This window comes from Rhizobium sp. 862_C5_N1_2 (genome assembly GCF_051811205.1).
Taxonomy (GTDB): Bacteria; Pseudomonadota; Alphaproteobacteria; order Rhizobiales; family Rhizobiaceae; genus Rhizobium; species Rhizobium leguminosarum.
Map to the genome: position 1 here is coordinate 63031 of NZ_JBPWPT010000005.1, position 22432 is coordinate 85462.

Annotated in this window: 24 protein-coding genes, 2 pseudogenes and 1 riboswitch; of the genes and pseudogenes, 19 read left to right on the top strand and 7 right to left on the bottom strand. The window is 61.6% G+C overall.

Annotation, left to right across the window (positions count from 1 at the left end):
* Window positions 1–5 precede the first annotated feature (5 nt).
* The 12 genes from ACD590_RS35665 (at window position 6) to ACD590_RS35720 (ending at window position 10856) form a co-directional block, all read left to right on the top strand.
* Window positions 6–2846, top strand: a complete 2841-nt coding sequence (locus ACD590_RS35665) for a hypothetical protein (RefSeq protein WP_096771918.1) — start codon at window positions 6–8, stop codon at window positions 2844–2846.
* A gap of 298 nt (window positions 2847–3144) precedes the next feature.
* A complete protein-coding gene (locus ACD590_RS35670) occupies window positions 3145–3402 on the top strand; it encodes a hypothetical protein (protein ID WP_088396736.1) in 258 nt (85 codons plus the stop codon).
* Window positions 3403–3452: 50 nt separating this feature from the next.
* A complete protein-coding gene (locus ACD590_RS35675; RefSeq protein ID WP_096771917.1) occupies window positions 3453–3929 on the top strand; it encodes a hypothetical protein in 477 nt (158 codons plus the stop codon).
* Complete coding sequence (sctJ, locus tag ACD590_RS35680) at window positions 3926–4750, top strand: type III secretion system inner membrane ring lipoprotein SctJ (protein ID WP_088396738.1); 825 nt, start codon at window positions 3926–3928, stop codon at window positions 4748–4750. The genes ACD590_RS35675 and sctJ overlap by 4 nt, the downstream gene beginning before the upstream one ends.
* A 2-nt stretch (window positions 4751–4752) precedes the next feature.
* Window positions 4753–5382 (top strand): hypothetical protein, encoded by a 630-nt coding sequence (locus tag ACD590_RS35685; protein ID WP_088396739.1) that lies wholly within the window; start codon window positions 4753–4755, stop codon window positions 5380–5382.
* Window positions 5379–5942 (top strand): type III secretion system stator protein SctL, encoded by a 564-nt coding sequence (gene sctL / locus ACD590_RS35690; protein ID WP_096771916.1) that lies wholly within the window; start codon window positions 5379–5381, stop codon window positions 5940–5942. The genes ACD590_RS35685 and sctL overlap by 4 nt, the downstream gene beginning before the upstream one ends.
* The gene (locus ACD590_RS35695; RefSeq protein ID WP_088396741.1) at window positions 5935–7254 is read left to right on the top strand and encodes a FliI/YscN family ATPase; all 1320 of its coding nucleotides are present in this window, start codon (window positions 5935–5937) and stop codon (window positions 7252–7254) included. The genes sctL and ACD590_RS35695 overlap by 8 nt, the downstream gene beginning before the upstream one ends.
* On the top strand, window positions 7251–8270 hold the full coding sequence (locus ACD590_RS35700) for a FliM/FliN family flagellar motor switch protein (protein ID WP_096771915.1): 1020 nt from the start codon (window positions 7251–7253) through the stop codon (window positions 8268–8270). The genes ACD590_RS35695 and ACD590_RS35700 overlap by 4 nt, the downstream gene beginning before the upstream one ends.
* The gene (gene sctR / locus ACD590_RS35705) at window positions 8270–8923 is read left to right on the top strand and encodes a type III secretion system export apparatus subunit SctR (RefSeq protein ID WP_088396743.1); all 654 of its coding nucleotides are present in this window, start codon (window positions 8270–8272) and stop codon (window positions 8921–8923) included. Before ACD590_RS35700 ends, sctR begins: the two co-directional genes overlap by 1 nt.
* A gap of 59 nt (window positions 8924–8982) precedes the next feature.
* The gene (locus tag ACD590_RS35710) at window positions 8983–9252 is read left to right on the top strand and encodes a flagellar biosynthetic protein FliQ (RefSeq protein ID WP_004672590.1); all 270 of its coding nucleotides are present in this window, start codon (window positions 8983–8985) and stop codon (window positions 9250–9252) included.
* Window positions 9253–9262: 10 nt separating this feature from the next.
* Complete coding sequence (locus ACD590_RS35715; RefSeq protein WP_096771914.1) at window positions 9263–10072, top strand: EscT/YscT/HrcT family type III secretion system export apparatus protein; 810 nt, start codon at window positions 9263–9265, stop codon at window positions 10070–10072.
* The gene (locus ACD590_RS35720; protein WP_096771913.1) at window positions 10059–10856 is read left to right on the top strand and encodes an EscU/YscU/HrcU family type III secretion system export apparatus switch protein; all 798 of its coding nucleotides are present in this window, start codon (window positions 10059–10061) and stop codon (window positions 10854–10856) included. The genes ACD590_RS35715 and ACD590_RS35720 overlap by 14 nt, the downstream gene beginning before the upstream one ends.
* A 60-nt stretch (window positions 10857–10916) precedes the next feature.
* On the opposite strand, the gene ACD590_RS35725 is transcribed toward ACD590_RS35720, so the two are convergent.
* The 4 genes from ACD590_RS35725 to ACD590_RS35740 form a co-directional block, all read right to left on the bottom strand.
* Window positions 10917–11669: a pectate lyase gene (locus ACD590_RS35725; protein ID WP_096771912.1), complete on the bottom strand. Its 753-nt coding sequence runs from the start codon at window positions 11667–11669 to the stop codon at window positions 10917–10919.
* Between the two features lie 38 nt (window positions 11670–11707).
* Entirely contained in the window at window positions 11708–13642 is a 1935-nt protein-coding gene (locus ACD590_RS35730; protein WP_096771911.1) for a flagellar biosynthesis protein FlhA, read from the bottom strand.
* A 23-nt stretch (window positions 13643–13665) separates the two neighbouring features.
* On the bottom strand, window positions 13666–14637 hold the full coding sequence (locus ACD590_RS35735) for a SctD/MshK family protein (protein ID WP_096771910.1): 972 nt from the start codon (window positions 14635–14637) through the stop codon (window positions 13666–13668).
* A gap of 88 nt (window positions 14638–14725) precedes the next feature.
* Complete coding sequence (locus ACD590_RS35740; RefSeq protein WP_007636000.1) at window positions 14726–14893, bottom strand: hypothetical protein; 168 nt, start codon at window positions 14891–14893, stop codon at window positions 14726–14728.
* 255 nt (window positions 14894–15148) lie between these two features.
* Between ACD590_RS35740 and ACD590_RS35745 the strand changes: the two genes are divergently transcribed.
* Complete coding sequence (locus ACD590_RS35745) at window positions 15149–15697, top strand: hypothetical protein (RefSeq protein ID WP_054186187.1); 549 nt, start codon at window positions 15149–15151, stop codon at window positions 15695–15697.
* A 9-nt stretch (window positions 15698–15706) separates the two neighbouring features.
* Window positions 15707–16120: a hypothetical protein gene (locus ACD590_RS35750; protein WP_054186188.1), complete on the top strand. Its 414-nt coding sequence runs from the start codon at window positions 15707–15709 to the stop codon at window positions 16118–16120.
* A 144-nt stretch (window positions 16121–16264) separates the two neighbouring features.
* Here the strand turns inward: ACD590_RS35750 and ACD590_RS35755 are convergent.
* A pseudogene (locus tag ACD590_RS35755) lies at window positions 16265–16600 on the bottom strand (DUF2726 domain-containing protein); the annotation flags it as partial.
* Between the two features lie 642 nt (window positions 16601–17242).
* Window positions 17243–17373: riboswitch (TPP riboswitch) on the top strand.
* 251 nt (window positions 17374–17624) lie between these two features.
* On the opposite strand from ACD590_RS35755, the pseudogene ACD590_RS35760 reads away from it, so the two are divergent.
* The 5 genes and pseudogenes from ACD590_RS35760 to ACD590_RS35780 all read left to right on the top strand — a co-directional run.
* Window positions 17625–17837, top strand: a pseudogene (locus ACD590_RS35760) (phosphomethylpyrimidine synthase ThiC); the annotation flags it as partial.
* Between the two features lie 2 nt (window positions 17838–17839).
* Entirely contained in the window at window positions 17840–18820 is a 981-nt protein-coding gene (thiO, locus tag ACD590_RS35765) for a glycine oxidase ThiO (protein WP_007635991.1), read from the top strand.
* Window positions 18817–19014 carry a sulfur carrier protein ThiS gene (thiS, locus tag ACD590_RS35770; protein WP_007635990.1) on the top strand — a complete coding sequence of 66 codons (198 nt, stop codon included), beginning with the start codon at window positions 18817–18819 and terminating at the stop codon, window positions 19012–19014. Before thiO ends, thiS begins: the two co-directional genes overlap by 4 nt.
* 1 nt (window position 19015) lies before the next feature.
* A complete protein-coding gene (locus tag ACD590_RS35775) occupies window positions 19016–19789 on the top strand; it encodes a thiazole synthase (protein ID WP_096771908.1) in 774 nt (257 codons plus the stop codon).
* Entirely contained in the window at window positions 19786–20427 is a 642-nt protein-coding gene (locus ACD590_RS35780; protein WP_096771907.1) for a thiamine phosphate synthase, read from the top strand. The genes ACD590_RS35775 and ACD590_RS35780 overlap by 4 nt, the downstream gene beginning before the upstream one ends.
* Before the next feature lie 196 nt (window positions 20428–20623).
* On the opposite strand, the gene ACD590_RS35785 is transcribed toward ACD590_RS35780, so the two are convergent.
* Window positions 20624–21871 (bottom strand): type II toxin-antitoxin system HipA family toxin, encoded by a 1248-nt coding sequence (locus tag ACD590_RS35785; RefSeq protein WP_096771906.1) that lies wholly within the window; start codon window positions 21869–21871, stop codon window positions 20624–20626.
* On the bottom strand, window positions 21864–22199 hold the full coding sequence (locus ACD590_RS35790; protein WP_007635986.1) for a helix-turn-helix domain-containing protein: 336 nt from the start codon (window positions 22197–22199) through the stop codon (window positions 21864–21866). The genes ACD590_RS35785 and ACD590_RS35790 overlap by 8 nt, the downstream gene beginning before the upstream one ends.
* Window positions 22200–22432 lie beyond the last annotated feature (233 nt).

A 22432-nucleotide genomic window follows, 5' to 3' on the forward strand; every position in this document is an offset into this window, starting at 1 on the left:
AACGCATGTCATCCATCGCACCAGCATCTTCGGATATCGATACGGTTTCATTTCTCAGGCTAAACGCCAATTCCGATCCGAAGTCCGAAAATTCGACAAGCCAGGACAAGACCGCGAGCACGGTCAAGAAGGCATCGCCTTTTAGCTCTGACGGGACGACGACGGCAGGCCTGACGATTCTCTCCTCCACATCGGCGCAGACGAGTAGCCCGAAGTTCGTTGCGCAGGCCGCGACGTCAAATGGCGATTCCAGCCCTACCGCACCGATCCAGCCGGTCATCGATCTCCTGTTCAATTCCGATTTCATGAGCGAGATCAATCAGGGCTTCATGGAAGGGCTGAAGGACAAGGACAAGTCCTTCGAGAGCATCGACGTCGTCAAAAACCCTCAGAATTACACCGCCGAGCAGAAACTGATCATGTATCTCGATCTGCTTCAGACTAAGGCGACCTTCGGCAAATACAAGGACAGCCTCGGCGACAACCAGCGCGGCATCTACAACGACCAGGAGATCCTGAAGGATCTCGACAAGTCGATTGCAATCCTGGGCTCGGACGCCGACGTCAACTCACAGATGACGGAGAAGGCGCTGAAGGCCCTCAAGCTGATCTTCTCCGGTTATCGCGTCGCGCCGGCCGATACCAACAAGGACGCTTTCGAGATCATCAACGACACGATCACCCGTGACGAGAAGATGAAGGACCTGCGTACGAAGGTCGAGGATGCCTTTGAGCGCGACATCGTCAATGGCGGCCTGCTGAATGACGGCCTGAAATCCGGCAAGGACGTCACCACCATTCTCAAGGAATATAATGCCGCCCTCGGCTTCTATTCCATGGTGCTTCCCGACGATTTCGTAAAGCAGCGCTCGGCGATTGCCGACAAGACCTATGCCGAATTTTTCGACAAGAACGTGCTGCCGACGATCTCCGATCCGACGACGGCGCTCGATGGCCTGATCCGCATGGGACTGGCCGGCAACAAGACCGAGCGGGAGCTGAAGGGGCTCGGCTCCATCCTGCCGGTTGTGGATTTCGACCAGTCGCTCGGGCTCGGCGGCAGTCTGTTCCCCGATCTCAAGATCGACCTCGACGGTTTGAAGAAGGTTGCCGCTTCCGAATTCGGCAGCACCGTGCCCAACAACATCACCCACCTGTTCAACCCGACCATCCAGGCGATGGCCAACCAGTTTCACGGGGGAGACAGCCCCGAGGTGCGCGATCAGTTCAAGGCCGATGTGAAGGCGCTTCTCGGCCCGCTGCTCGACAAGATCGGGGCCGGAGAAATCGGAGTCGGCGATCTTGCCGGCAATCTGGAGCGCATCACCTCGCAGCTGGCCGCCCCCGGTGGCAAGGAGGTCTGGGGCTACCGCCATGCGGTGCAGACCGCGCTCGAAGGGCTCGTCATGGGCGCCAGCCTTGTCTCGAAGATGTCGGCCAATGCTGAGTGGGACAAGAGCGTCTCGCCGCTGCCCTCCAGCAATCTCGCCAGCTATTCGTTCAACGACGTCATGGCGGCGATCATGATCGGCACCGGGCTGGCCGGCAAGGGCATTGCCGCCAACGGCTCAGGCGACGGACGCTTCTTCGCCGGTAGCGGCGGCGACGCCTGGATCGCCGAGCGCATGTTCGCCACCAAGGATAACGGCTGGAGCAAGACCATCCAGAATCTCGATCTGCCCTATATCGACAGCGAATATCTGACATCCAGCCTGAAGGACATGGGACTTTCCATGTCGGGGCTGATGAAGACGCTGATGCCCGGAACGGATGTGATCGATCCGATCATCGTCGACGGCAAGACCGCCGAAGAGGCGATCAAGAAGATCATCGCTCCGAGCCTTGATGCGCTGGCGGAAACACTGTTCAAGGGCAATGCCGAGGCCATGGCGCAATACAAGACCAATTTCACGACGATCTTCACCGCGCTTTGGGCGACGATGCGCCCGGGCGGCAGCGTCGAAACCATCAAGGCCGACCTTGCCAAGCTGATCGACAAGACTGCGACGGCAGTGCCAGCGGGGGTCGATCCGGTCAAATACAAGGCGGCGCTCTCTTCCGGCGTGATGTCGGTGCTCACCGCCTCCCGGTCCATCTATGCCGGCCTCAACATGACGAGCCCGACCTGGGACAGCATCGGCATCGTCGTTCTGCACGCCCTTGGTGCGCTGGCGCATATGGGCAGTGCGCTCGGCTCGGCGATCAAAGCCTCGAATTTTTCGCTGCTGGATGGGATCGGCTCGCTCGTCGGCGTCTCCGACGAACTGGCGCGGGCGCAACGCAGCGTGCTCTCCGCCTTTTTCAAGAATACCGGGACGACGGTCGGCGCCGTTGCCGGGGTCGCCTGGCTGCCGGTGGAATATTACCAGTTCCTGCAAGGGCTCACGAGCGGCAAGGGCGACCCGGTCGATCTCATTTTCATGGGTATCGGAACGGTAGCGGACACGGTCGGCGCGATCGAAGGCATTGCAGGCGTTGCCAACATGCTGGTGAACTCCACCTTCCTCGGGCGCACGGGTGCAACGGTTGCCCTGGTCTCCGGCGCCTTCTCGCTCGGTTTTGCCGTTGCTTGCGCGGTGTCCTGGGCGGCCTGGTCAGGCTTTACCATCTACCAGAGCATCAAGCAGGAAAAGGCCTTCCACAAGCAGACCGACATGATGAACGACATGCTCAAGCGCACGGTCAACGACACGGTCGGCATCTACGCCAAGACCGGCCCGATCGTCGGCGCCAAGGGCGGCGTCACCCCCGCGCCCCGCGACCCGGAACAGCGCGAGCTTACGCCTGAGAACTGGGACGCGATCACCGCCGATGTCGAGAAGCGCCGCGGTACGGCGGTGGGCTGATCCGGGACGCGTTCGCAACACCAAATATCTGAGTGTTCACAGGCCCGTTGGCGTAGAGGCGGTCGGGCCTGTGAACATTCGAACAAATTTAAGTATAAACTTCATGCGCAATCTGGATATCTGCTGCGTTTTATGGACAAAACGTTCCATTTTAATATAAAGATCGCTAAATTTATCATAGCCGACTGTACGTTCTGGAAATTAACCATCGGTTAAGTTTAAACAATTGACCAGCCGTTTTTTTATCCATATCAAATCATGCATTCATTTTGATAAATTCCTTGATGGAAGTGCTCATATGGCCGTAGATGCGGTGAATTCCGACCTGAACTTGGCGCCTGCAGACCCTGTCTCGGTGGAGCTGACGACTGATAAGACGGGTTCCACAGGCACCACCGGCAGCACGACGAAAAAGGTCGATCCGAACAGCGAGAGCGAGGTTCTCTCCGCTGCCGTGGACGCATTTCTGCCGGGCATGATTTCCAACACCCTGATGCTGAACAATTCGCTTTTCAATTTCGCCAAGGAGGCGATCGACGAAGGCAGCGACGAGTAGCGTTCCTGTTCATCGTTTGCAGTTGACATGTACCGAGTTGAGGAATTGCAATGAGTGGAGAAGTACTTTCCGGCCGCGCCTTCACGCCGCCCTTCGATGGCGTATCGACGGGCAATGTCCTGAAGACCTCGGAGATCGTGGCGGAGCGGATCGGGTTGCAGCCGGCGGATTTCGCTGGCATTCGGCCAACCGAGCTCACCTCCATTCCCAATACCCAGGGCCGCAAGATCGCGCCTGAGTCCGACGCCGTCCTGCCCTCCTATTCACCGGAAGGCAATACCACGCCCTCCAGCATTCTCGACCGGCTGTCGGCTTTCTTCATGCCGGTGGCCGGAATCGGCCAGCCGGAGACGCCGCTGGTGCGATTTACCGCGGACAAGGATCAGAGCGGCCCGAAGATCGAAGACATCACGACATCAATCGACCGGCTGGAGAAATCACAGCAATTCGCAACCGGCACGACGCTGCTGTCGTCGCTCACCCAGTCGGTGATGTCGTCATCCAAACGGCTGACGCAGGGCCAGTGAACATCATGATCACATCGGCCCTTTCGAGATCATCGATCTCTTCGCCCGCGCGCAAAGTCCTTCCGAAGGCCGCAATGCTTGCCCTCTGCCTGTTCCTCGCCGCCTGCAGCCAGGACGTGCTCACGGGGCTCGATCAGCGCGATGCGCTGGATGCCCAGGTGCTGCTCGAACGCGCCGGCATTTCCGTCACCATGAAGAGCGAAAAGGGCGGGACCTATGCGATCACCGCTGAATCAACCGATCATGCCCGGGCGATCGAGCTGCTGGCGGGCGCCGGTCTGCCGCGTCAGTCGTTTGGAAATGTCGCCGAACTCTTTGCCGGCAACGGCTTCCTCGTGACACCTTACGAACAGAAAGCCCGGATGAGCTACGCCATCGAGCAGCAGCTTGCCGAAACGCTTTCCGGGCTCGACGGCGTGGCGACGGCGCGCGTCCATGTGGTGCTGCCGGAGGAGAACGGCCGCGGGCTCATCAAGGAGAAGGCGAGGGCAGCGGCCGTGCTGCAATATCGCCCCGGCGCCAATCTCAACGAGATCGACATGAAGAGCCGGTCCGTTCTGGTCAACAGCATCCGTGATCTCTCTTACGAAGATGTCTCGGTGGTGGTCAGCCCCTGGTCGGAGGTCGGCGCGCCGGCGGCGGTAGCGGCGGCACCGGCCCCGGCGGCAACCGTGACGCCGGCGCCCGCTACAGCGCCATCCTCGATGGTGCAAAGCGCTCTCTCGGCTTTCAAAGGCCCCAATCTTGCCGTGATCGGCGCCATCATCCTCGCCATCGGGGCATGCCTGCTGCTGCTGTTTCCGCAGCGGAAGGAGCGCTGAGCATGCGCACGCCGCGTGCGGACGGCGAGGCGATCTCGAATGCGGCGAGGATCCGCAAGGCAGCGCTGCTTTCCGCGGATATGCTGACGGCCGCCCGATGGGATGGGATCGCGCCGCTCCTTGCCGACGGATCCACCCTGTCGCCGCGGCTGCATCGGCGGCTTTTCACTGAGATAGCGGAAGCCCATGGCGATCCCGCCACGTTTGCCGACGGCGCCCGCCGCCTGACTTCCATGGCCACGGACGGACGCGCAACGGCCGCGCTCCGGGCGGGCCTCGCCTATCATCTCGCAGCCTTCTGCCCCGCGGTCGATCGCCCGACCCTTACGAGGCTCAGGGCCGCCTACGGCGAGGAAGCGGTCGCATTCGCTCTCGGCCACATCAATCTTTCCGCGGCAACGCCGCCGCTCGATCTGTTGAGCGAGCAGGCAAGGCAGGTCGTCGAGGCCGATGGCTGGTCGATGCTGGCACTTCTGGCAGACGAATACCGGATCTCCGCGGCTTGGCGGTCGGCGGGCTGGCGCGACATGGCTGAAAACGGCTCGGCTTCCCTCTTAAAGGGCCCGGCGCTCGCCCTGGCGGCGGCAGCCGTCGACGAGGTCGCCGCCTTAAAGGAAGGCGCCGGACGATGAGCTCGGGATTTGCACGCCACGACCGCATCATTCCGGCGGAGAGTTTCGGCCAGATCACAGAGGCGGCGCAAATTCTGGAGGCTGCCCAACGGGACGCCGCCCAATCTCAGGCCACACTTGCAGCCGCCAGCGAGCAAGCCGCCCAAAACGGCTATCGCGACGGATTCGAACAGGGCGTTCGCGATGCCGCCGCACGGCTTGCCGCCTCGCTCGGAAAAGCCGAACGGGAAATTGCCAATCTCGACAGCTGGGTCGAGGCGGTGGTTCTGAAATCGGTCGGACTGATCCTCGGATCGATGGAGGCCGACGAACGCACGAGGCGATTGGTCCGCCACGCCATATCCCAGACCGCTGAGGCGCAGGAGATCGTCCTGCATGTCGCCCCCGACGATGCCGCCATGATCGCCCGGGCAATTGCGGACATCGATCACCGCATCACCATCGAAACGGATCCGCTGATGTCTGCCGGCGAGATTATTCTGGAGACGTCGGCGGGACGAAGCCAGATCGGCTTGAAAGACCAGCTCGCCACCGTGACCGAGGCCCTCGTCCATGGTTGACGCGTTGCTTCGGATGGAGCGGACACTCGAACAAACGGACGTGCGGCGGCAGAGCGGCCGCGTAAAGAGTGTGTCGGGCCTGCTGGTGCGGGCGCTCATCCCCTCGGTCAGGATCGGCGAGCTTTGTGAACTGCATGAGCCGGGCAGGGGTCGCATCGGCCTTGCCGATGTCGTCGGCATCGACGGCGAGACGGCGCTTCTCTCGCTTCACGGCGAAACCCGCGGCATCTCCCAGCGCACGGAAATCATCCCGACCGGCCGGGAACCGACGGTCTCTGTCGGCAGTTTCCTAATCGGCGCGATCGTCGACGCACACGGTAATGTCCTGCGTCCCTCCGCCAATCCCGGCGGCGAGGACGCGCGCTTCCTGCAGCCGCTCTATGGCCAGCCGGTCGATCCTCTGTCGCGCCGCCCCATCCGCCAGCCGTTTACCTCGGGAATTGCTGCCCTGGACGGATTGCTGACCTGCGGCCAGGGCCAACGCATCGGTATTTTCGGCGCGCCCGGCGCCGGCAAGTCGACGCTGGTGTCCCAGATCGTCGCCAACAGCAAGGCCGATGTGATCGTCTGCGCCCTGGTGGGCGAACGCGGACGCGAGGTCGGCGAATTCGTTGCCGGCAACATGCCGGAAGGCGTTCCGTCGAATGTGGCGCTGGTTGTCGCCACATCCGATCGCCCGGCGCTGGAGCGGTTCAAGGCGGTGATGACAGCAACGGCGATCGCCGAATATTTTCGCGAGCAGGGAAAACATGTGCTGCTCGTCATCGACAGCGTCACCCGCATGGCCCGCGCCTTGCGCGAAGTCGGACTTGCTGCCGGCGAACCGCCGGTGCGGCGCGGCTTTCCGCCTTCCGTATTCGCCGTCTTGCCGCAGATCTTCGAGCGCGCCGGCAACAGCGCAAACGGCACGATGACGGCTTTCTATACGGTCCTCGTCGAAGGCGAAGAGCAGGACGATCCGATTGCCGAAGAAACCAGGTCGCTGCTGGACGGCCATATCGTGCTCTCCGACAAGATTGCCAGGGCGGGCAATTTTCCGGCGATCGATGTTCTGGCCAGCCGAAGCCGGACGATGAGCGCGGTGGTGAGCGAGAGCCATCGCCAGGCAGCCGACAAGCTGCGCGCCCTGCTTGCCCTCTATGACGAAGTGGAACTGCTTATCCGCGTCGGCGAATATCGCCAGGGGCGCGATGCCGCTGTCGACGAGGCCGTCGCCAAACACGGCCTCATCCAGCGCTTCCTGTTTGACGGCCAGGGCAAGCCGCAGCCGTTCGGCGCGATCGTCGAAGCCCTCGATGAGCTTGTCCGATGAATGTCGCCGCGCCCGCATGGCCCCACGCATCGATGGCCGGGAACTTCTTTTCCCGTTCCGGCACGATGATGCGCGCCGCCTGGCAAATTCCGGTCCGGGAGCAGACGCTTTCCGTTCGCCCGCTGGCCCCCGATATCGCAGCCGCGCGGACCACCGATCCGGTCGGCATTCTCTGCCACGTCGGTAAACGTGAGCAGATGCTGATTGCGTCGGCCGGCGCATTGCGGCTGCTGGCGGAAAGACTGGAACCGCTGCTCCTATGGGAAAAGCTGTCGCCGTCTGAAAAGGCGGCCGTGGTCGAACACCTGTTCGCCGAGGCTTTCGAGGCAATCGAGAATAGGATCGGCATGAGCCTGTCGCTGCTGCAGATCGGCGCCGAGACGCAGCCGGATGTCAGCGGCAATTTCGGCTTCGACATCGGCTGGAACGGCATGAGCCTGCCCTTGAGCGGCCGCTTCGATGAAACCGCCCTTGCCGGCCTGGTCGGCTGGGCAAGCCGCCTGCCGCGCCGCACGCTCAATGTCCTGACGACGGCGGTCAGCATCCGGCGCGGTTATGCCCTGCTGTCGGTCAGTGAAATCAAATCCCTGCGGTTGGGGGACGGCATCGTCATCGATGGCGGGGCACCGGAGACCGTGGTCGCGATCACGGGTGAACGTTACCTTGCAACCTGCATGCGATCGGACAAAGGCGCGGTCCTCACCGAACCACTCCTGTCGACGCCAACCGGACCAATGAGGCATTTCATGACAAATGAAACCGTCGATCAGGAATTGCAGGGCGAGCCGCGTCCGTCGCCTGTCGACAGCATCCCGATCAAGCTGGTCTTCGATGCAGGACGGCTGGAGTTGCCGCTGCGCACACTCGAAATGATCGGCGAGGGTTATGTGTTCAACCTCGACAGGCCATTGTCGGACGCCGTCGATATCATCGCCCAAGGCCGCGTTATCGGACGGGGCGAAATCATCTCCGTGGATGGATTGAGCGCCGTTCGCGTCACGGCGCTGCACGACTGATGGAACAGAGCTTTCCTCTTGCCCAGAGCCTCGTGGCGATGGCGGCGATCTCGATGCTGCCGGTTATTGCCGTGATCGCGACCTCCTTCACCAAGATTTCGGTCGTCCTGCTGATCGTGCGTAATGCGATCGGCATCCAACAGACGCCGCCGAATCTCCTGGTCTTTGCGATTGCCATCGTGCTCTCGGCCTTCGTGATGAACCCGGTGCTGCAAAACAGCTGGCAATTGCTGCTCGCCCATAGCGGCGATTTCGGCACGGTCAGTGGCATGGTGGACGGCATGATCAAGGTGGCGGCACCGCTGAAGGATTTCATGCTGAAATTTTCCGACGCCGAGGTGCGCGAATTTTTCGTGCAGGCGTCGCAGAAGATCTGGGCAAACGCGCCGGCAACCCCCATTGCCTCCGATGACATCACCGTGCTGACGCCGAGCTTCCTCGTTTCGGAACTGACGCGGGCCTTCGAAATCGGATTTCTGATCTATCTGCCCTTTCTGATGATCGACTTTGCCGTTTCCGCCATTCTGGTGGCGCTCGGCATGCAGATGATGTCCCCGACCGTGGTGTCGACACCGCTGAAGCTGCTGCTGTTCGTCTCGATCGATGGCTGGCGGCGATTGCTGGAAGGTCTGGTGCTGTCCTATGCGCAGTGAGCATCGCCCCTTCCCGAAAACCCCGGTTCACGTGCCTGCCACGCGAAAGGCTTGCCGTCATGGGTGAAGACCAGGTCGCAGCCGAAATCGGCATGTCCGTCATGGCGACCTTCGCCTTGGCCGGCCCCATTCTGGGCCTGGCCGCGCTTCTCGGGCTGATCATCGCCATTTTCCAGGCGGCAACGCAGATCCAGGAGCAGACCATCGCGCAGATCGTCAAGATTTTCGTGATCTCCATCACCCTGCTGCTGTTCGGCCGGGTGCTGGCAACGCCGCTGATCGAACATTCCGTTCATATCCTCAACGACTTCCCGACCATGGTTCAGTGAGGCGAGGCGGATGGGGCCGGATCATCTTCCGCTCGTCGGCATTGAGGTCGCGGCACCGGCCGCAGCCATGCTCGGCGCCGCGCGTGCGCTCGGGATCCTGCTGATCTTCCCGATCTTCTCGCTGTTTAGCATCGTCGGCATTCTGCGTTTCGGCCTGGCAATCGGCCTTTCGGCGCCCTCCGTCGCCTTCGCCTATTCGGTGCTGGCTCTCGGAGATACGTCCTGGTTCGATCTGGCCGCCCTTTCGATGAAGGAGCTTTGCTTCGGGGCGCTGATCGGCATGGGGCTCGGCATTCCCTTCTGGGCGGCCCAGACGGCGGGCGATATGACCGATGTCTATCGCGGCGCCAATGCCGCCAATCTCTTCGACCAGATCAACGCGCTGGAAACCGCGCCGCTCGGCTCGCTGATGATGTCGATCGCCCTGGTGATTTTCGTCAGTGCCGGCGGCATCATCGATCTGGTCACGATCTTCTATAAGTCGTTCGAGCTCTGGCCGCTCTTCAACCTCATGCCCACTATCCCCGACGATCCGCTCGACATGATATCAGGCGTTTTCGGCCGGCTGTTCAAAGCGGCCGGGTTACTCGCCGCCCCGTTCATGATCGTCACCTGCGCGTTTGAATTGTCGCTCGCCTTCGTCGGCCGCTCGTCCAAACAATTCCCGCTGAACGACAGCCTGCCGGCCATCAAGAACTTCGCGGTCATGGTCATCCTCGTGATCTACACGGCCTTCATCTCCAGCTATTTCCACGATCTCTGGATCGATGGATTCAACGAGGCGAAAGCCATGCTGGAGGTGACCGATGGCCAAAAATGACGATACCGAGGAAAAAACCCTGCCGCCGAGCCGGGTGAAGCTCGATCGTCTTCGGCGCGAGGGCCAGGTTCCCCGCTCGAAGGAAATCCCGGTTGCGATCTCCGTCCTTGCCATCGCCGTCTACGTCACCTGGGGCTTGCCTGATATCCTCGAGGATTTCACCCGCAGTTTCGATGCCGGCCTACACTCCGCCGCGCGGGCCGACCCCTCCGACGCCGTCACTGTCGGCTTGAGCGAAACCGGCGTGGCGCTGCTCGATCTCATCTGGCTGCCGCTTGCCATGGGTCTTGCCGCAACCATCCTGGTCGCGATCCTCGACGGGCAGGGGTTTCTCGTATCGTTCAAACATATGAGCTTCGATTTTAACCGGCTCAATCCGTTCGAGGGCATCAAGAGGCTTTTTTCGCTCGCGAGCATCGCTGAGTTCGTCAAGGGGCTCGTCAAGTTTGTCCTGCTCGCGGCGGCCGGCGGCGGTGCGATCCTCTATTTTCTCAACAGCATCTTCTGGTCGCCTCTTTGCAGAGAAGCATGCACGCTCTCCGCGGCAGCCCATCTCCTCGGCTCGATCCTCGTCATTGCCGCCGGCATCATGGTAGCGGCGGCGTTTTTCGATATTCGCATTTCGCGCGCGCTGTTCAGGCACGAACACCGGATGACCAGGACGGAGGCGCGGCGCGAATACAAGGATACTCAGGGCGACCCGAAGCTGAAATCGGCGCGCCGGCAGATCGGCGCGGAAATGCGTAGCAGCTCGCCGCGCAGGCAAGGGCCTGGCCGGCAATGAAAAAGCGGGAGCCTAAGGCGCCCGCTTGGTCTCAATTTGCGGTTCCAGTCGTCGGGCGTCTCAAACGCCCGATTGATTGTCACCCACACGCGTACAATTCTTCACATCGTCCAGCGTGATCTGGGACAGGAACGTCGCGCCGGCAAGCGAGCTGTCGGTGCGGAAGACGTTGCTGCCGTTGGAGAACGCCCCGCCATCGATGGTGACGTCGCCGGCGCTTTTTACCGTCAGCGCATCCTCGCCGACATTCTGCCAATTGACGTTTTCGAGCGTCGGGCCGCCATAGACGTGAATGCCGTCGGTGCCATTCTCGCCGAGATTGACATTCTTGAGCGTCGCGCCGTTCTTGAAAATGAACAGCGGCGATTGGGTTTCGGACTGGCCGCCATTGCCGAGCTTGGACGAGGCCGTATAGGTCGCCCCCTTGCCGTCGAACACGCCTCCATCTACGACGATCGGCTCATTGACCACGATGACGCTGCCCTCTTTCGAGAGGTCGGGCTTTTCCGTCGTGGCCTGTTTTTCGTCGGATGGATCCACCTTCTTGGAGTCTGACTGCCAGTTGATGTGCTTGCGCAGCACATCCTTGGGGTCGGACTCAGTGCCGTTTTCCGACGTTTCCCGCGACTTCGGCACATAGGAAGTTAGCAACGGCGGGTTGCCGGAGAAATCTTCGAAGGGCGAAACCTTGCGGGTTCGGATGGCGGTGAAATCCGTGTCGGCCCTATTGCTGCCGCCAAGGCAACCGGACTCAAGGTCGAAACGGGACGTTCTGTCGAAGTCGATGGGCCTTTGTCCATCTACGCCACACATTGCATTCACCCCAGTTGGTCTCGTCTACTTCACCTGCTCTATGAGCCTGGCCTCTGTTTGGAGCCGGCAGCGTTCCGGATTTGCCCGATCTCTCCGACGGTTTCGATCGTTATATCCCTGTCGATCTCCGCCGCCGCCAGCACCGGAATGCGGCAGTTGTGGTGGATCATCAGCGTCTGGGTGAGCAGGCGCCATTCGCCCGGCACGATGATGACGGGATCGTAACCCCGCTCGTTGGTGTCCTCGAGAGCCTGCCTGGCTTTTTCGGCCAGCAGGCGCAGTCTTTCGGCTATCTCGATCTTCTCGGTCGCTCCAGCGGCATCATAGGACCGGATGAAGTGGTCCCATTCGGCCGGAAGCACCAGCGCCGGCAGCAATCCGCGCCGGTCGAGAAGCCCGAAGGCGATCTGCTTGACCAGCGCGGCGCGCGCCATTTCGGCCACGGCATCCGGTGCGTGATCGGTGCCGGCGTGCAGCATCACTTCCAGCAGTCCGCGCGGCTGGGAAAGCGTCACGCCGGAATCCAGCAGGCGCCTGACGACCGCGACCGTCAGCATCAGCGGCACCTGGGTGGCGACGTCGATCGCCAGTTTGCCGAGACGCGGTTCGAGGCTCCCCAGCCATTGTGCCGCGTCGTCGACGCTGAACAGGGCGCCGATATGGCGGCGGACGATGCGCACGATGTCGTCGGCAATCTGTTCGGCCGTCCGTTCAGGACCGCAGTTGACGAGGCCGGCGGGCACATTTTCCACCTGAAGATGGATCAGATCCTCGGCCATGCGGGGATCGGCGTTGAACGTCGGCACCGTCACGGAGACGCCGACGGCGCGCGCCGCCAGGCGAATCCGCGCGTCCAGCATTTCGCCGAGCCGCATCGCCTCAAGCCGCGCCAGCGTTTCCACCGCGACGGTGGCGATGACGGGATCGCCATATTTCGCCCTGTCGAGCGGATAGGAATTGGCGCTTTCCACGGCATTCGCCGATCCGGCCGCGGCAGGGCCCGCGCGCCGGCGATGAATCATGAAGGCTAGGCCCGCCAGACACAGGCCGATCGCGGCGAGCACGCTCGTCGGAAATCCCGGGACGAAGCCCGCGCAGATCGTCAGCGCCGCCGCAATCGCCAATGCGCGGGGCTCCCGGAAGAGTTCGCGGCCGATATCGCTGCCGAGACTGCCGTTGCCGTCATCGGACACGCGGGTCACGACGATACCGGCCGAGACTGCCATCAGAATCGACGGAATCTGCGACACCAGACCGTCGCCGATCGACAGCAGCGTATAGAGATGGGCAGCCTCGGCGAAGCTCAGCCCCTTCTGGAAGATACCGATCGCCAGGCCGCCTATGAGATTGACGGCGACGATCACCAATCCTGCGACCGCATCGCCCTTGACGAAGCGCATGGCGCCGTCCATCGCGCCGAAGAACTGGCTCTCCTGTTCGAGACGCGACCGGCGCTTTTGCGCAGCTTCCGTGGTGATATGGCCGTTGCGCAGGTCGCTGTCGATGGCGAGCTGCTTGCCCGGCATGGCATCGAGCGTGAAACGCGCGCCGACCTCTGCGATACGCTCGGCGCCCTTCGTCACCACGATGAACTGCACCAGCGCCACGATCAGAAAAATGATCAGGCCGACGACGACATTTCCCGCAACGACGAAATCGCCGAAGGCCATGATGATCTCGCCGGCATCGGCATCCGCCAGCACGAGCCGCGTCGAGGAAATCGTCAAGGCCAGGCGGAACAGCGTGCCGATCAGAATGACCGCGGGAAAGGTCGAGATTTCAAGCACGCTCTTCAGATAGGTCGTGGTGATCAGCACCACGAAAGCGAAGGAGAGATTGAAGGCGATCAGCACGTCCAGAACGATTGTCGGAAGCGGCAGCACCATCATCGTCACGACGGAGGCGAAAAACACCGCAAGCAGCATATCGGTGCGCCGCGCAAGCATGGCGATGGCGGATGACCTTACCTTCATGATCCGGCTTCCGACGCCATCGCCTATTCTTGTTCGCTGCTGGAAATTTCGGCGAGCTTCGGCTCGGCACTGCCGGCGGAGGCGAAATTGACCGTATCGTCCTCACTGTCGCGGGAAACGATCATCTGGTCGTTGCCGATCTCCTTGATCCGCCAGCCGCTCGCAACGACATCGCCTTCCTCGTAGCGGCGGCCGTCGGAGCCGATGATGAACCTGACTGGCGTATAGCCGGCGGCGGCGACGAAGCCGTCGAGACCGGAAGAGAGGGCGGTGAGATCGACGATGGAAACGGAACCACCGCGCCGGCTCATCGAGGCGATGATGCTACGCAGCTTCGTCTTGTCAGGCAGGCCGAGAGGTCGCGATCCTTCGCCGATGCGAATTTCGTCGGCGGTGGCGACGATGCTAAGATCTTGGGGAATCTGAGCCATACGAATGGCCTGGCGGATTTCGGCAGCGATCGCCGCCGATGACGGCGCCGGTTCGGGTGCGGCGGAAACCCTGACGGGCGGGCCTTCGTGAGCCGGCGCGTCGCTGTTGTAAAGGCCGACCAGCAAAAGCATCGCCGCCAGCCCGAGAAGGCCGGCAGCCGCAATCCGGCGTGGCGCGAACCGCCCGCGCCCGGCGCCGAGACCTTCGAGTTCGCAGGCCGTGCCGTCGAAGGAGATGGTCTGCCTCTTTGTAAGGCTCATCGTTCGATCACGCGGGATGGAATGACCATCGATCACCACGTCATCCCGCAGCGCGGTAAACGACACCGCGTCGGAGCCGCGGGAGCGCTGCAGACTGATGGCAAAGGCGGGTTCCGGTTTGGCGCCGAGGATGATCAGGTCGCAATCGGCGCTGCCGCCGACAACCTGCCGCTCCGCCGTCAACGGCAGAATGGAGCTGCGCCCGGCGCGCGTGATACGCAAGACCGGTCCGCCGCGGCCTGACGCAGCGTTGCCGGCGTTACCTCTGAATGTCGGCGAAGAGGGATCTAGATTCATAGCCATCTTGTTCCCGAACCGTCCGTCGAGCGGCTTTTATTGTCTTCGAGAGCGGGGAAGCGAGACGGGCGAACCCGTCGCGCCATTGTTTCAATCAGCCTGGGCCGATCTTCTTGATGGCGTTTGCGACGCCGTTGATCTTGGTGATTTCAGTTGCAACCTGCAGGCTCTGCGCGGTCGCTTCGTTCTGGGCCGACTTGAAGGCGGAAATCGCCGAGCCGATACCCGCATCGAGTGTCGAAGTACTAGTGCTGGTAGCCATGTCTTGAACTCCTTGCATGGTTTTGGCGGCCAAAATCTTGCAGAATTCCGGATCGAATTCAACAGCTTATGTTAAAAAGTTATTAATTCGCGATATGTACAACAATTGCGCGAAATGGATATCCGTCCTGTTCCCAGCGGACCGATGATCTGCAACAGTAGATCAGATAATTATTAACAGACTGGATTTCGCAGCCCCCTGATTTCCTTCGTTCATTAGTTGTCGGGCGGCATCCGGATCGTGAGGTAAACTCAGATGTTTGCGCGTTTTGTTTACATGGCCGCTATCGGACTGCTGGTCTCCTTTCCTCCATCAGCCGGCGCCGGCGAGCGGGAGGTGCGCCTGGATGTCGTCTCCCTGCCGCTTGGCGATGTCGTCCAGACGCTGTCCTTCATGTCTGGCATCCCGGTCACGACAGTCGGGACGCTGAGCGGCAAGGTCGAGCACTGGTCCGTCCGAGAAAGCGGAGCCAAGGCCTTCGTCAAGCTTGGCGATGCCAGCAATCTCTTCGTCGCCTATGACGGCAGCCGCATCATCATCGCGCCTAAGCAGGAGGTCTCCACCGTTGTCCTCGATCGCGGCGACCGCAGCTGGAAGACCGAGCAAAACGCCATTCGCGCGCTGTTCCCGCTACTGCCGGACGATGCACTGCGTGAAGATCCCGCCAGCGGCTTGGTGCTGGTGCGCGGCCCCTCCGTCTTCACCAAGGCCGTCGAAGACGTGCTGAGCCGGCAGGAAGCCGACAGCATCAAGGTCATCAAGGGCGGCCAGCTGGAAATCCTGACGACGAACAACGGTGCCTGAGCGGCTGATATGAAGGCGCTGAAGTCTCTCAGGCAGTTACTGGAGATCCGCAGCCTGCGGGCGGACAATCTTTCCCGCAGCCTCTCCGAGGCGCGGGCGGACGCCGAAAACGCGCGGGAGCGGGAAGCGAAAGCCTCCGAAGCGCTCGACATGGCAGCAAGCCGGGCCGCAGGCAATCCTATCGTCGACGAATTGCGCAAGAGCGGCGTTATCTCCGCCGCCAAGCTTCAGGACGCGTTGATGCGACAATCCGTATTGCGCAGCCATGAAGCCGATGCCGGCCGATCGCTTGCGCAGCGCAAAGACGCCCGGTGCGCCGCGCAAGAGCGGGCAGAACAAGCCGCCGCCGATTTTTCGCGAGCACAGAAGGCGGTATTGCGCGCCGAATTTTCGCTTGAAGCAGCGGAGAAAGTCGACCGGTAGAGAGCTAAGAACCAGCAGATGAACCAACCGCCTTGGCAGCGAACCAGCGTAACCACTGTCCTGATGCAACGTTCCGCGTCATCGCTTGATCATTGATGTTCAGCCTCAGCTTGAAATTAGTGCTCACGTTACGAATGCGAAACCTACCCGGGCTCCCCTCTTGTTCAGCAATGGCTGGATGGTGAACTTCGAGCGCATCACGATACGGAGTTGATCCGCGGCGTCGACCGGCCGTAATGGCTCCGCAGCTGGTGTCTTAAGCCAGGGTCCGAGTACGGCACGCTCATTCCAGCGCGTTTCCTCCGAGCGCCATCTGTTTTTCTCCCGCCAAGCCTGTTTGCTCATCGTAGCTAGGAACTGCTCAACGGCCATGCCAATGATAACGCCCTCAAACAGCGCGGCGATTAGCAGTTCAGGAATTTCGAAGTCTGCAATGGCTATACCGCCCGAAGCGCCTACTGCGGCAGCCCCGATGATCAGCCGAGGTGCTGCTCACAGCACCAACCTTTGGCCATATTGCATGCCCCTCTCCGGATTTCCCGCCACGATAGTACAACGCGCGTACCATATCCAAAAAAATGAGGCCTCGACCGCATGAAGCTTCCCCCGAGAAACCGATATTGGCTCTAGAGGACAGTCGACATCCGCTTCCGCTCAGGACGTTCCTACGTCGTGGCACGGCGCGATTTCGAGGCCAGCGCTCCGGCTTGTTGCTATGGAGCTCACGTTTTGGACGAAGATCGCATAATGGATCGTCGGGGACGGCGTGATCGCGCTGCTTGTGGGGTCGATTCGGATCCAGCCGGTGGGATTCGGGTGGCGGAAGCGCTCGCGCACTGAGAGCCTGCGCAATCGACAAAGCTAAGCACCTTCGCGGGCCGAAGGAACCTGTCTTAAGGAACGGGCGGGCCCGGCATTTCTCGCCTCGGTGGAGGTGGCGAATATCCGCCAGTTAGGTTCCTATTGCGGCGCGCATATCGCGCTTGTGAAATGCAATTAGCGGAGGCACGGAGACTTCCGGTTTCAACGGCGATTTTAGACGGGAAGCCGTCATGCTTGACGAGCAAGAAAAATATGCATTAGGCCTTGCTTGACAGAAGGGCAGCTCCGGTCTTTCATGGCGGCATTCACCAGGGGGGCCCGGCAAGGGGCTGAGATACTGCTGAACAATAAGGTGTTGCTTGTTGTGGCGCAGTGACCCGTTGAACCTGATCCAGTTCATACTGGCGTAGGGACGGTGCAAGCGCTCCAAGGCTTCGGATTCACGCGTGGAATCCATGCCGGCGTCTTTTCATCATTCCGGCTGACTGGGTCTCCAACTTTCAATTTGGAGCCTCAAACTATGACATTGCCGCAAAAAACTTCACCCCAACCGTCACCACCGGCCCGCTGCCAGTGTCGCGGAAGATCCATACCGGGAGTTATCCACAGTCATGTCCGCGTGCCGATGCGCGGAATCAGCGTCCATCCGACCGCCGGCGAGCCGCCTTTCGTCGTCTATGATTCCTCCCATCCCGACACCGCCCGCAGCTACCGTGACGAGACCTTGCCGAAGGAAGCGCACAAGGTGGCGCATTTCTGCTCGATGCGCATATCGCACAACATCCGCGCCGAGGCGCAGAAGGAGGGGCTGGACGCGATGGCGGCGAAATACCGACAGGGCGGCGAACTTTACATGTCGGTCGTAGAGGCCGCTAAAATACCGATTGGAGGATGACCATGCGCGTTCTTGTCAAGGGGGCCGGCGTTGCCGGCCTCACCGTGGCCTGGCAGCTTTATCGCCAAGGCTTCCGCGTCACCCTTACGGAGCTGGCCGACAAGGTCGGGGGCGGCGCCTCCGGCCTTGCCGGCGGCATGCTCGCCCCGTGGTGCGAACGGGAAAGTGCGGAGGAACCGGTGCTGACGCTCGGTCGTAATGCCGCCGATTGGTGGGAGGCAGCATTGCCCGGCCACGTCAAACGCCGAGGAACGCTGGTGGTCGCGGGTGGGCGAGATACCGCCGAGCTGGACCGCTTTTCCCGCCGCACAAGCGGATGGGAATGGCTGGACGAGGCGGCGATCGCAGCTCTGGAGCCTGATCTCGCCGGCCGCTTCCGCAGGGCGTTGTTCTTCCGGCAGGAAGCGCACCTCGATCCACGGCAGGCGCTCTCGGGACTTGCGGCAGGACTGGAGAACGCCCGCGTGCTTCTCGTGTTCGGCGTCACGGGCAATGCGAACGTTGCCCATTATGACCGGGTGATCGACTGCACCGGTGCCGCCCAGATTGGCCAACTGCCCGAATTGCGTGGTGTTCGAGGCGAGATGCTCTGCGTCGAAACGCGCGAGGTCAGCCTTTCTCGCCCCGTCCGCCTGCTGCATCCGCGCCACCCGATCTATATCGTGCCGCGCGAAAAGAACTGCTTCATGGTCGGTGCGACGATGATCGAAAGTGACGATGCGGGGCCGATTACCGCGCGTTCGCTGATGGAGTTGCTGAATGCTGCCTATGCGATGCATCCCGCCTTCGGCGAGGCACGCGTCACGGAAACAGGCGCAGGCGTGCGGCCCGCTTATCCCGATAATCTACCGCGCGTGACGCAGGAGAAACACACCCTCCATGTCAACGGCCTCTATCGCCATGGCTTTTTGCTGGCGCCGGCCATGGCCGGAGAGGTGGCGCGGCTTCTTCTAACAGAACAAACGGAAAGGAGGGCGCCATGACCTTCATCATCAATGGCGAGGAACAACAGGTCGCGGCCGCGACGCTCGCAGATCTGCTTCTCGCTCTGGACTACGAAGGCGGGTGGCTCGCAACCGCGGTGAACGGCGAACTGGTACACCGCGAGGATCGCGTCGATTTCATGCTTGGCGAGCGCGACCGCATTGAAATTCTCTCACCGATGCAAGGAGGCTAAGATGCTGAAACTTTACAGCGTCGAGGTCCATTCCCGGCTGCTGCTTGGCACCGCCCGCTACCCGTCTCCGGCCGTGCTTGCGGAAGCAGTGAGACGATCGAAGACCGAAATTGTAACTGTTTCGCTTCGGCGCGAGGCCGTCGGCGGCAAGGCGGGCGGCGCCTTCTTTGAGCTGATCCGCGAGCTTGATGTGCGCGTGCTTCCCAACACGGCCGGATGCCACAGCGTGCAGGAGGCTGTGCTGACGGCGAAGATGGCGCGCGATGTTTTCCGCACCGACTGGATCAAGCTCGAAGTGATCGGCCATCACGATACGCTGCAGCCCGATGTTTTCGGCCTCGTCGAGGCGGCACGCATCCTGACCGGCGAGGGCTTTCACGTCTTCCCCTATACGACCGACGATCTTGTCGTCGCCGAAAGGCTGCTGGACGCCGGCTGCCGCGTCCTGATGCCTTGGTGCGCGCCGATCGGCTCTGCCATGGGAGCGGTGAACCCGATGGCGCTGCGGGCATTCCGAGCACATTTTCCGGATGTGCCGCTCATCGTTGATGCCGGCATCGGCCGCCCATCTCATGCCGCCGCCGTCATGGAATACGGCTATGATGCCGTTCTTCTGAACACCGCCGTTGCCGGCGCGGGTGATCCCGCCGCCATGGCCGAGGCCTTCGCGTTTGCCATCAATGCCGGCCGCATCGCGCATGGCGCCGTGCCGCTGGAGCCGCGCGACATGGCCGTTCCTTCCACTCCCGTCATCGGAAAGGCCGTCTTTTCATGAAGCTCGATCCCTTCTATCTCATCGTCGACAGCGCCAACTGGGTCGAGCGTCTCGTGCCGCTCGGCGTCAAACTCGTCCAGCTGCGCATCAAGGACCAGCCAGAGCCGGTGCTTCGCGAGGAGATCCGGCGTGCGAAAGCCGCCTGCGCGGCAGCGGACTGCCGATTGATCGTCAACGATTACTGGAAGCTCGCGATCGATGAGGGATGCGATTTCATCCATCTCGGGCAGGAGGATCTGGCGGCAGCCGATCTGGCTGCAATCGGCCGCGCCGGCCTGAAGCTCGGCCTTTCCACGCACGACATGGCGGAACTAGAGACGGCGCTGGCCGCCCGTCCGGATTACGTGGCATTCGGACCGGTCTGGCCCACGGTGCTCAAAGAGATGAGATGGACGCCACAAGGCGTCGAACGCATTGCGAACTGGCGGCGGCGTGTCGGGCCGATGCCGCTCGTTGCCATCGGCGGGATCACCGCCGAGCGCGCGCCGCTGGTACTGGAAAACGGCGCCGATACCGCTGCCGTGGTCACCGATATCACCCGCAACCCCGATCCCGAAGCCCGCACACGACAGTGGCTGGCCGCGACCGCGCCTTGGCGGTCCGTGACTGAGAGGCCGCACCTGGGCTCTCTACAATGAAAAGGCAACAATAAAGAGGACCAAAAGGCGGATGCGTCAGGGGCTCGCGACCACCGCTCGCTGGTTCAGACGCTGACTGAGGCACCATCGGAAGGTTACTATCGGACACCCGATCTTTGCAACGCAACGATGCCGCAATTTGGTTCAGTGATCGGGCTGGCCGAGGGCGGGTCGAAACTTTGGAGTAAGGCTCTCTTCATAGAGTTAGCGCTCGCTGCAAATCATCGTGCTCGAACGCACTAGCCATACGGTTGATCTCGGCTGACTGCGCACCGACCGCCTTTGCGGTCTCGCGCCACCTTGCTGTGGAGGTCGCGACTTCCTTAATGATCGCGCGAGCCTGGGCGAGCGTGAGCGCGAAGAACCCGGCAGTTTCTTCCAGCAGATCAAGGGAGCAGGTGCCCTCATCAAGATCTATGTTGGTCGTCAGGACGCGCGCCCTGACGTCAGTAGGCACTGGATTGAGGTCATAGGCAGGGGACAACGACCAGCCGGCTTTGCCGAGCCACAGAAAGCCGTGATTTCTCAGGTGGTCATCGACGTTGGAAATCAGCACATTGAAGGCGACGCGGCGATAAAGCGCGTGCGCATCGGTCTTTCCCTGCGCGCCGTGTTCGGCCAAGGCGTCTACGATCTCCGGATAGCTTCCACGCTCGCCGTCCTTTGCGCCCATCATCGCCATCGCGGACAGGAAGGGGATCCGGACAGCACCATCACGGTCGAAGCGACGCGAGAGCATGACCTTCTTGCCGGCGACGTCGATGAGCTCGTGGAGGGGCGTGACAATGCCGGCTTGTTCAGCCAGTTGCAGAGCGACCTCTTCCCATGTCTCCATGCTGTAGTCGTCGGTTTCCTTAGGAAACTTGGCGATCGAGAGATGGCCATGTTGATCGATAACAGAAGCCTTCGGACGCGCTCCACCAAGCGAGGAGCCAGGCGCGAAGATAAGTTGGACGTCTTCGTCGGTTTCCTCATCGCGCAGAATACGTTCGGTGATCTGCAGTAGGCGGCCGAGCTCGATGAGGGCGGGAACGCCGGCACGGATCGGCGCCTGGAATTCCTCGTCGCCAACCCGGCGGAACCGGAGGGCGCCGAGCCGTGTCTCGTCGGCGACCCCAAGCAGATAGTCGCTTTCGGCCAGCGTACGAACGGCCCGGCCATCGCGCTCAGCCATGCGCCTTTCCGAGCGTTGCATGAGGCGTCGGCCCCACGTATCGGGTGCTGAGTCACCAATAGAGCCAAAGTTTGCGAGGCCGGCGGGTGGGGCGAACGCTCCCCGGCTCAGAGCTAGAGCGGGCTCCAGCGAGAAGCGGCCGGGGTCCTCTAGCCAGGCACGGTCATACTCAAACACGATCGTTTCGGCACCACGGACGCGATTGCTTCGCGCCAGTCCGATCGGACGGGTGTGACCGTGAAGGTCGAGATGAACTTCAAAATCAGCCATCGCGTGACGATCCCGGCGATCGCTTTGGGTGAGCGTGCTTGGGCAACTCCGCACTGGCCAAAGATTGGCCGACGCTGTCGTTACTGATGTCGGCGACTTGGCTCAGCCCAACTAGCAGGCCGAGTGCCTGGAGGACGCCTGCATAGATGCCGATGCTGACATTGGTGTCGCCGGCCTCGATCTTTTGAAGCGTTGAGCGTGAGGTGAAGGCACGTTCGGCTACTACCGCCATAGGCAGGCGGCGACGTCGACGTGCGTCGTGGATGTCTGCGCCCAGTTTGCGCAGCGCGCGCCGCACAGCGGCCGGAGGGTTATGAGGTGTAGGCATTTGTCACCTTCGCACTGCAGATAAGCCCAATATGTAGCACGAAGATGACAATTTTGCCAGAGGGATGGTCAGGTAGAAAAGCCGATTGTTTCGTCGAGCGCCACCCCGTCTGGTTCGTTTGCCGAGCAATCCTGCGAATAACTAGCGGTGTCCAATTCTCACCCTAAACTTCATCAGCAAGCAAGCAAGCAAGCAAGCGGGAAGTGAACCGTATCTTTGGCAACGTCAAAGAT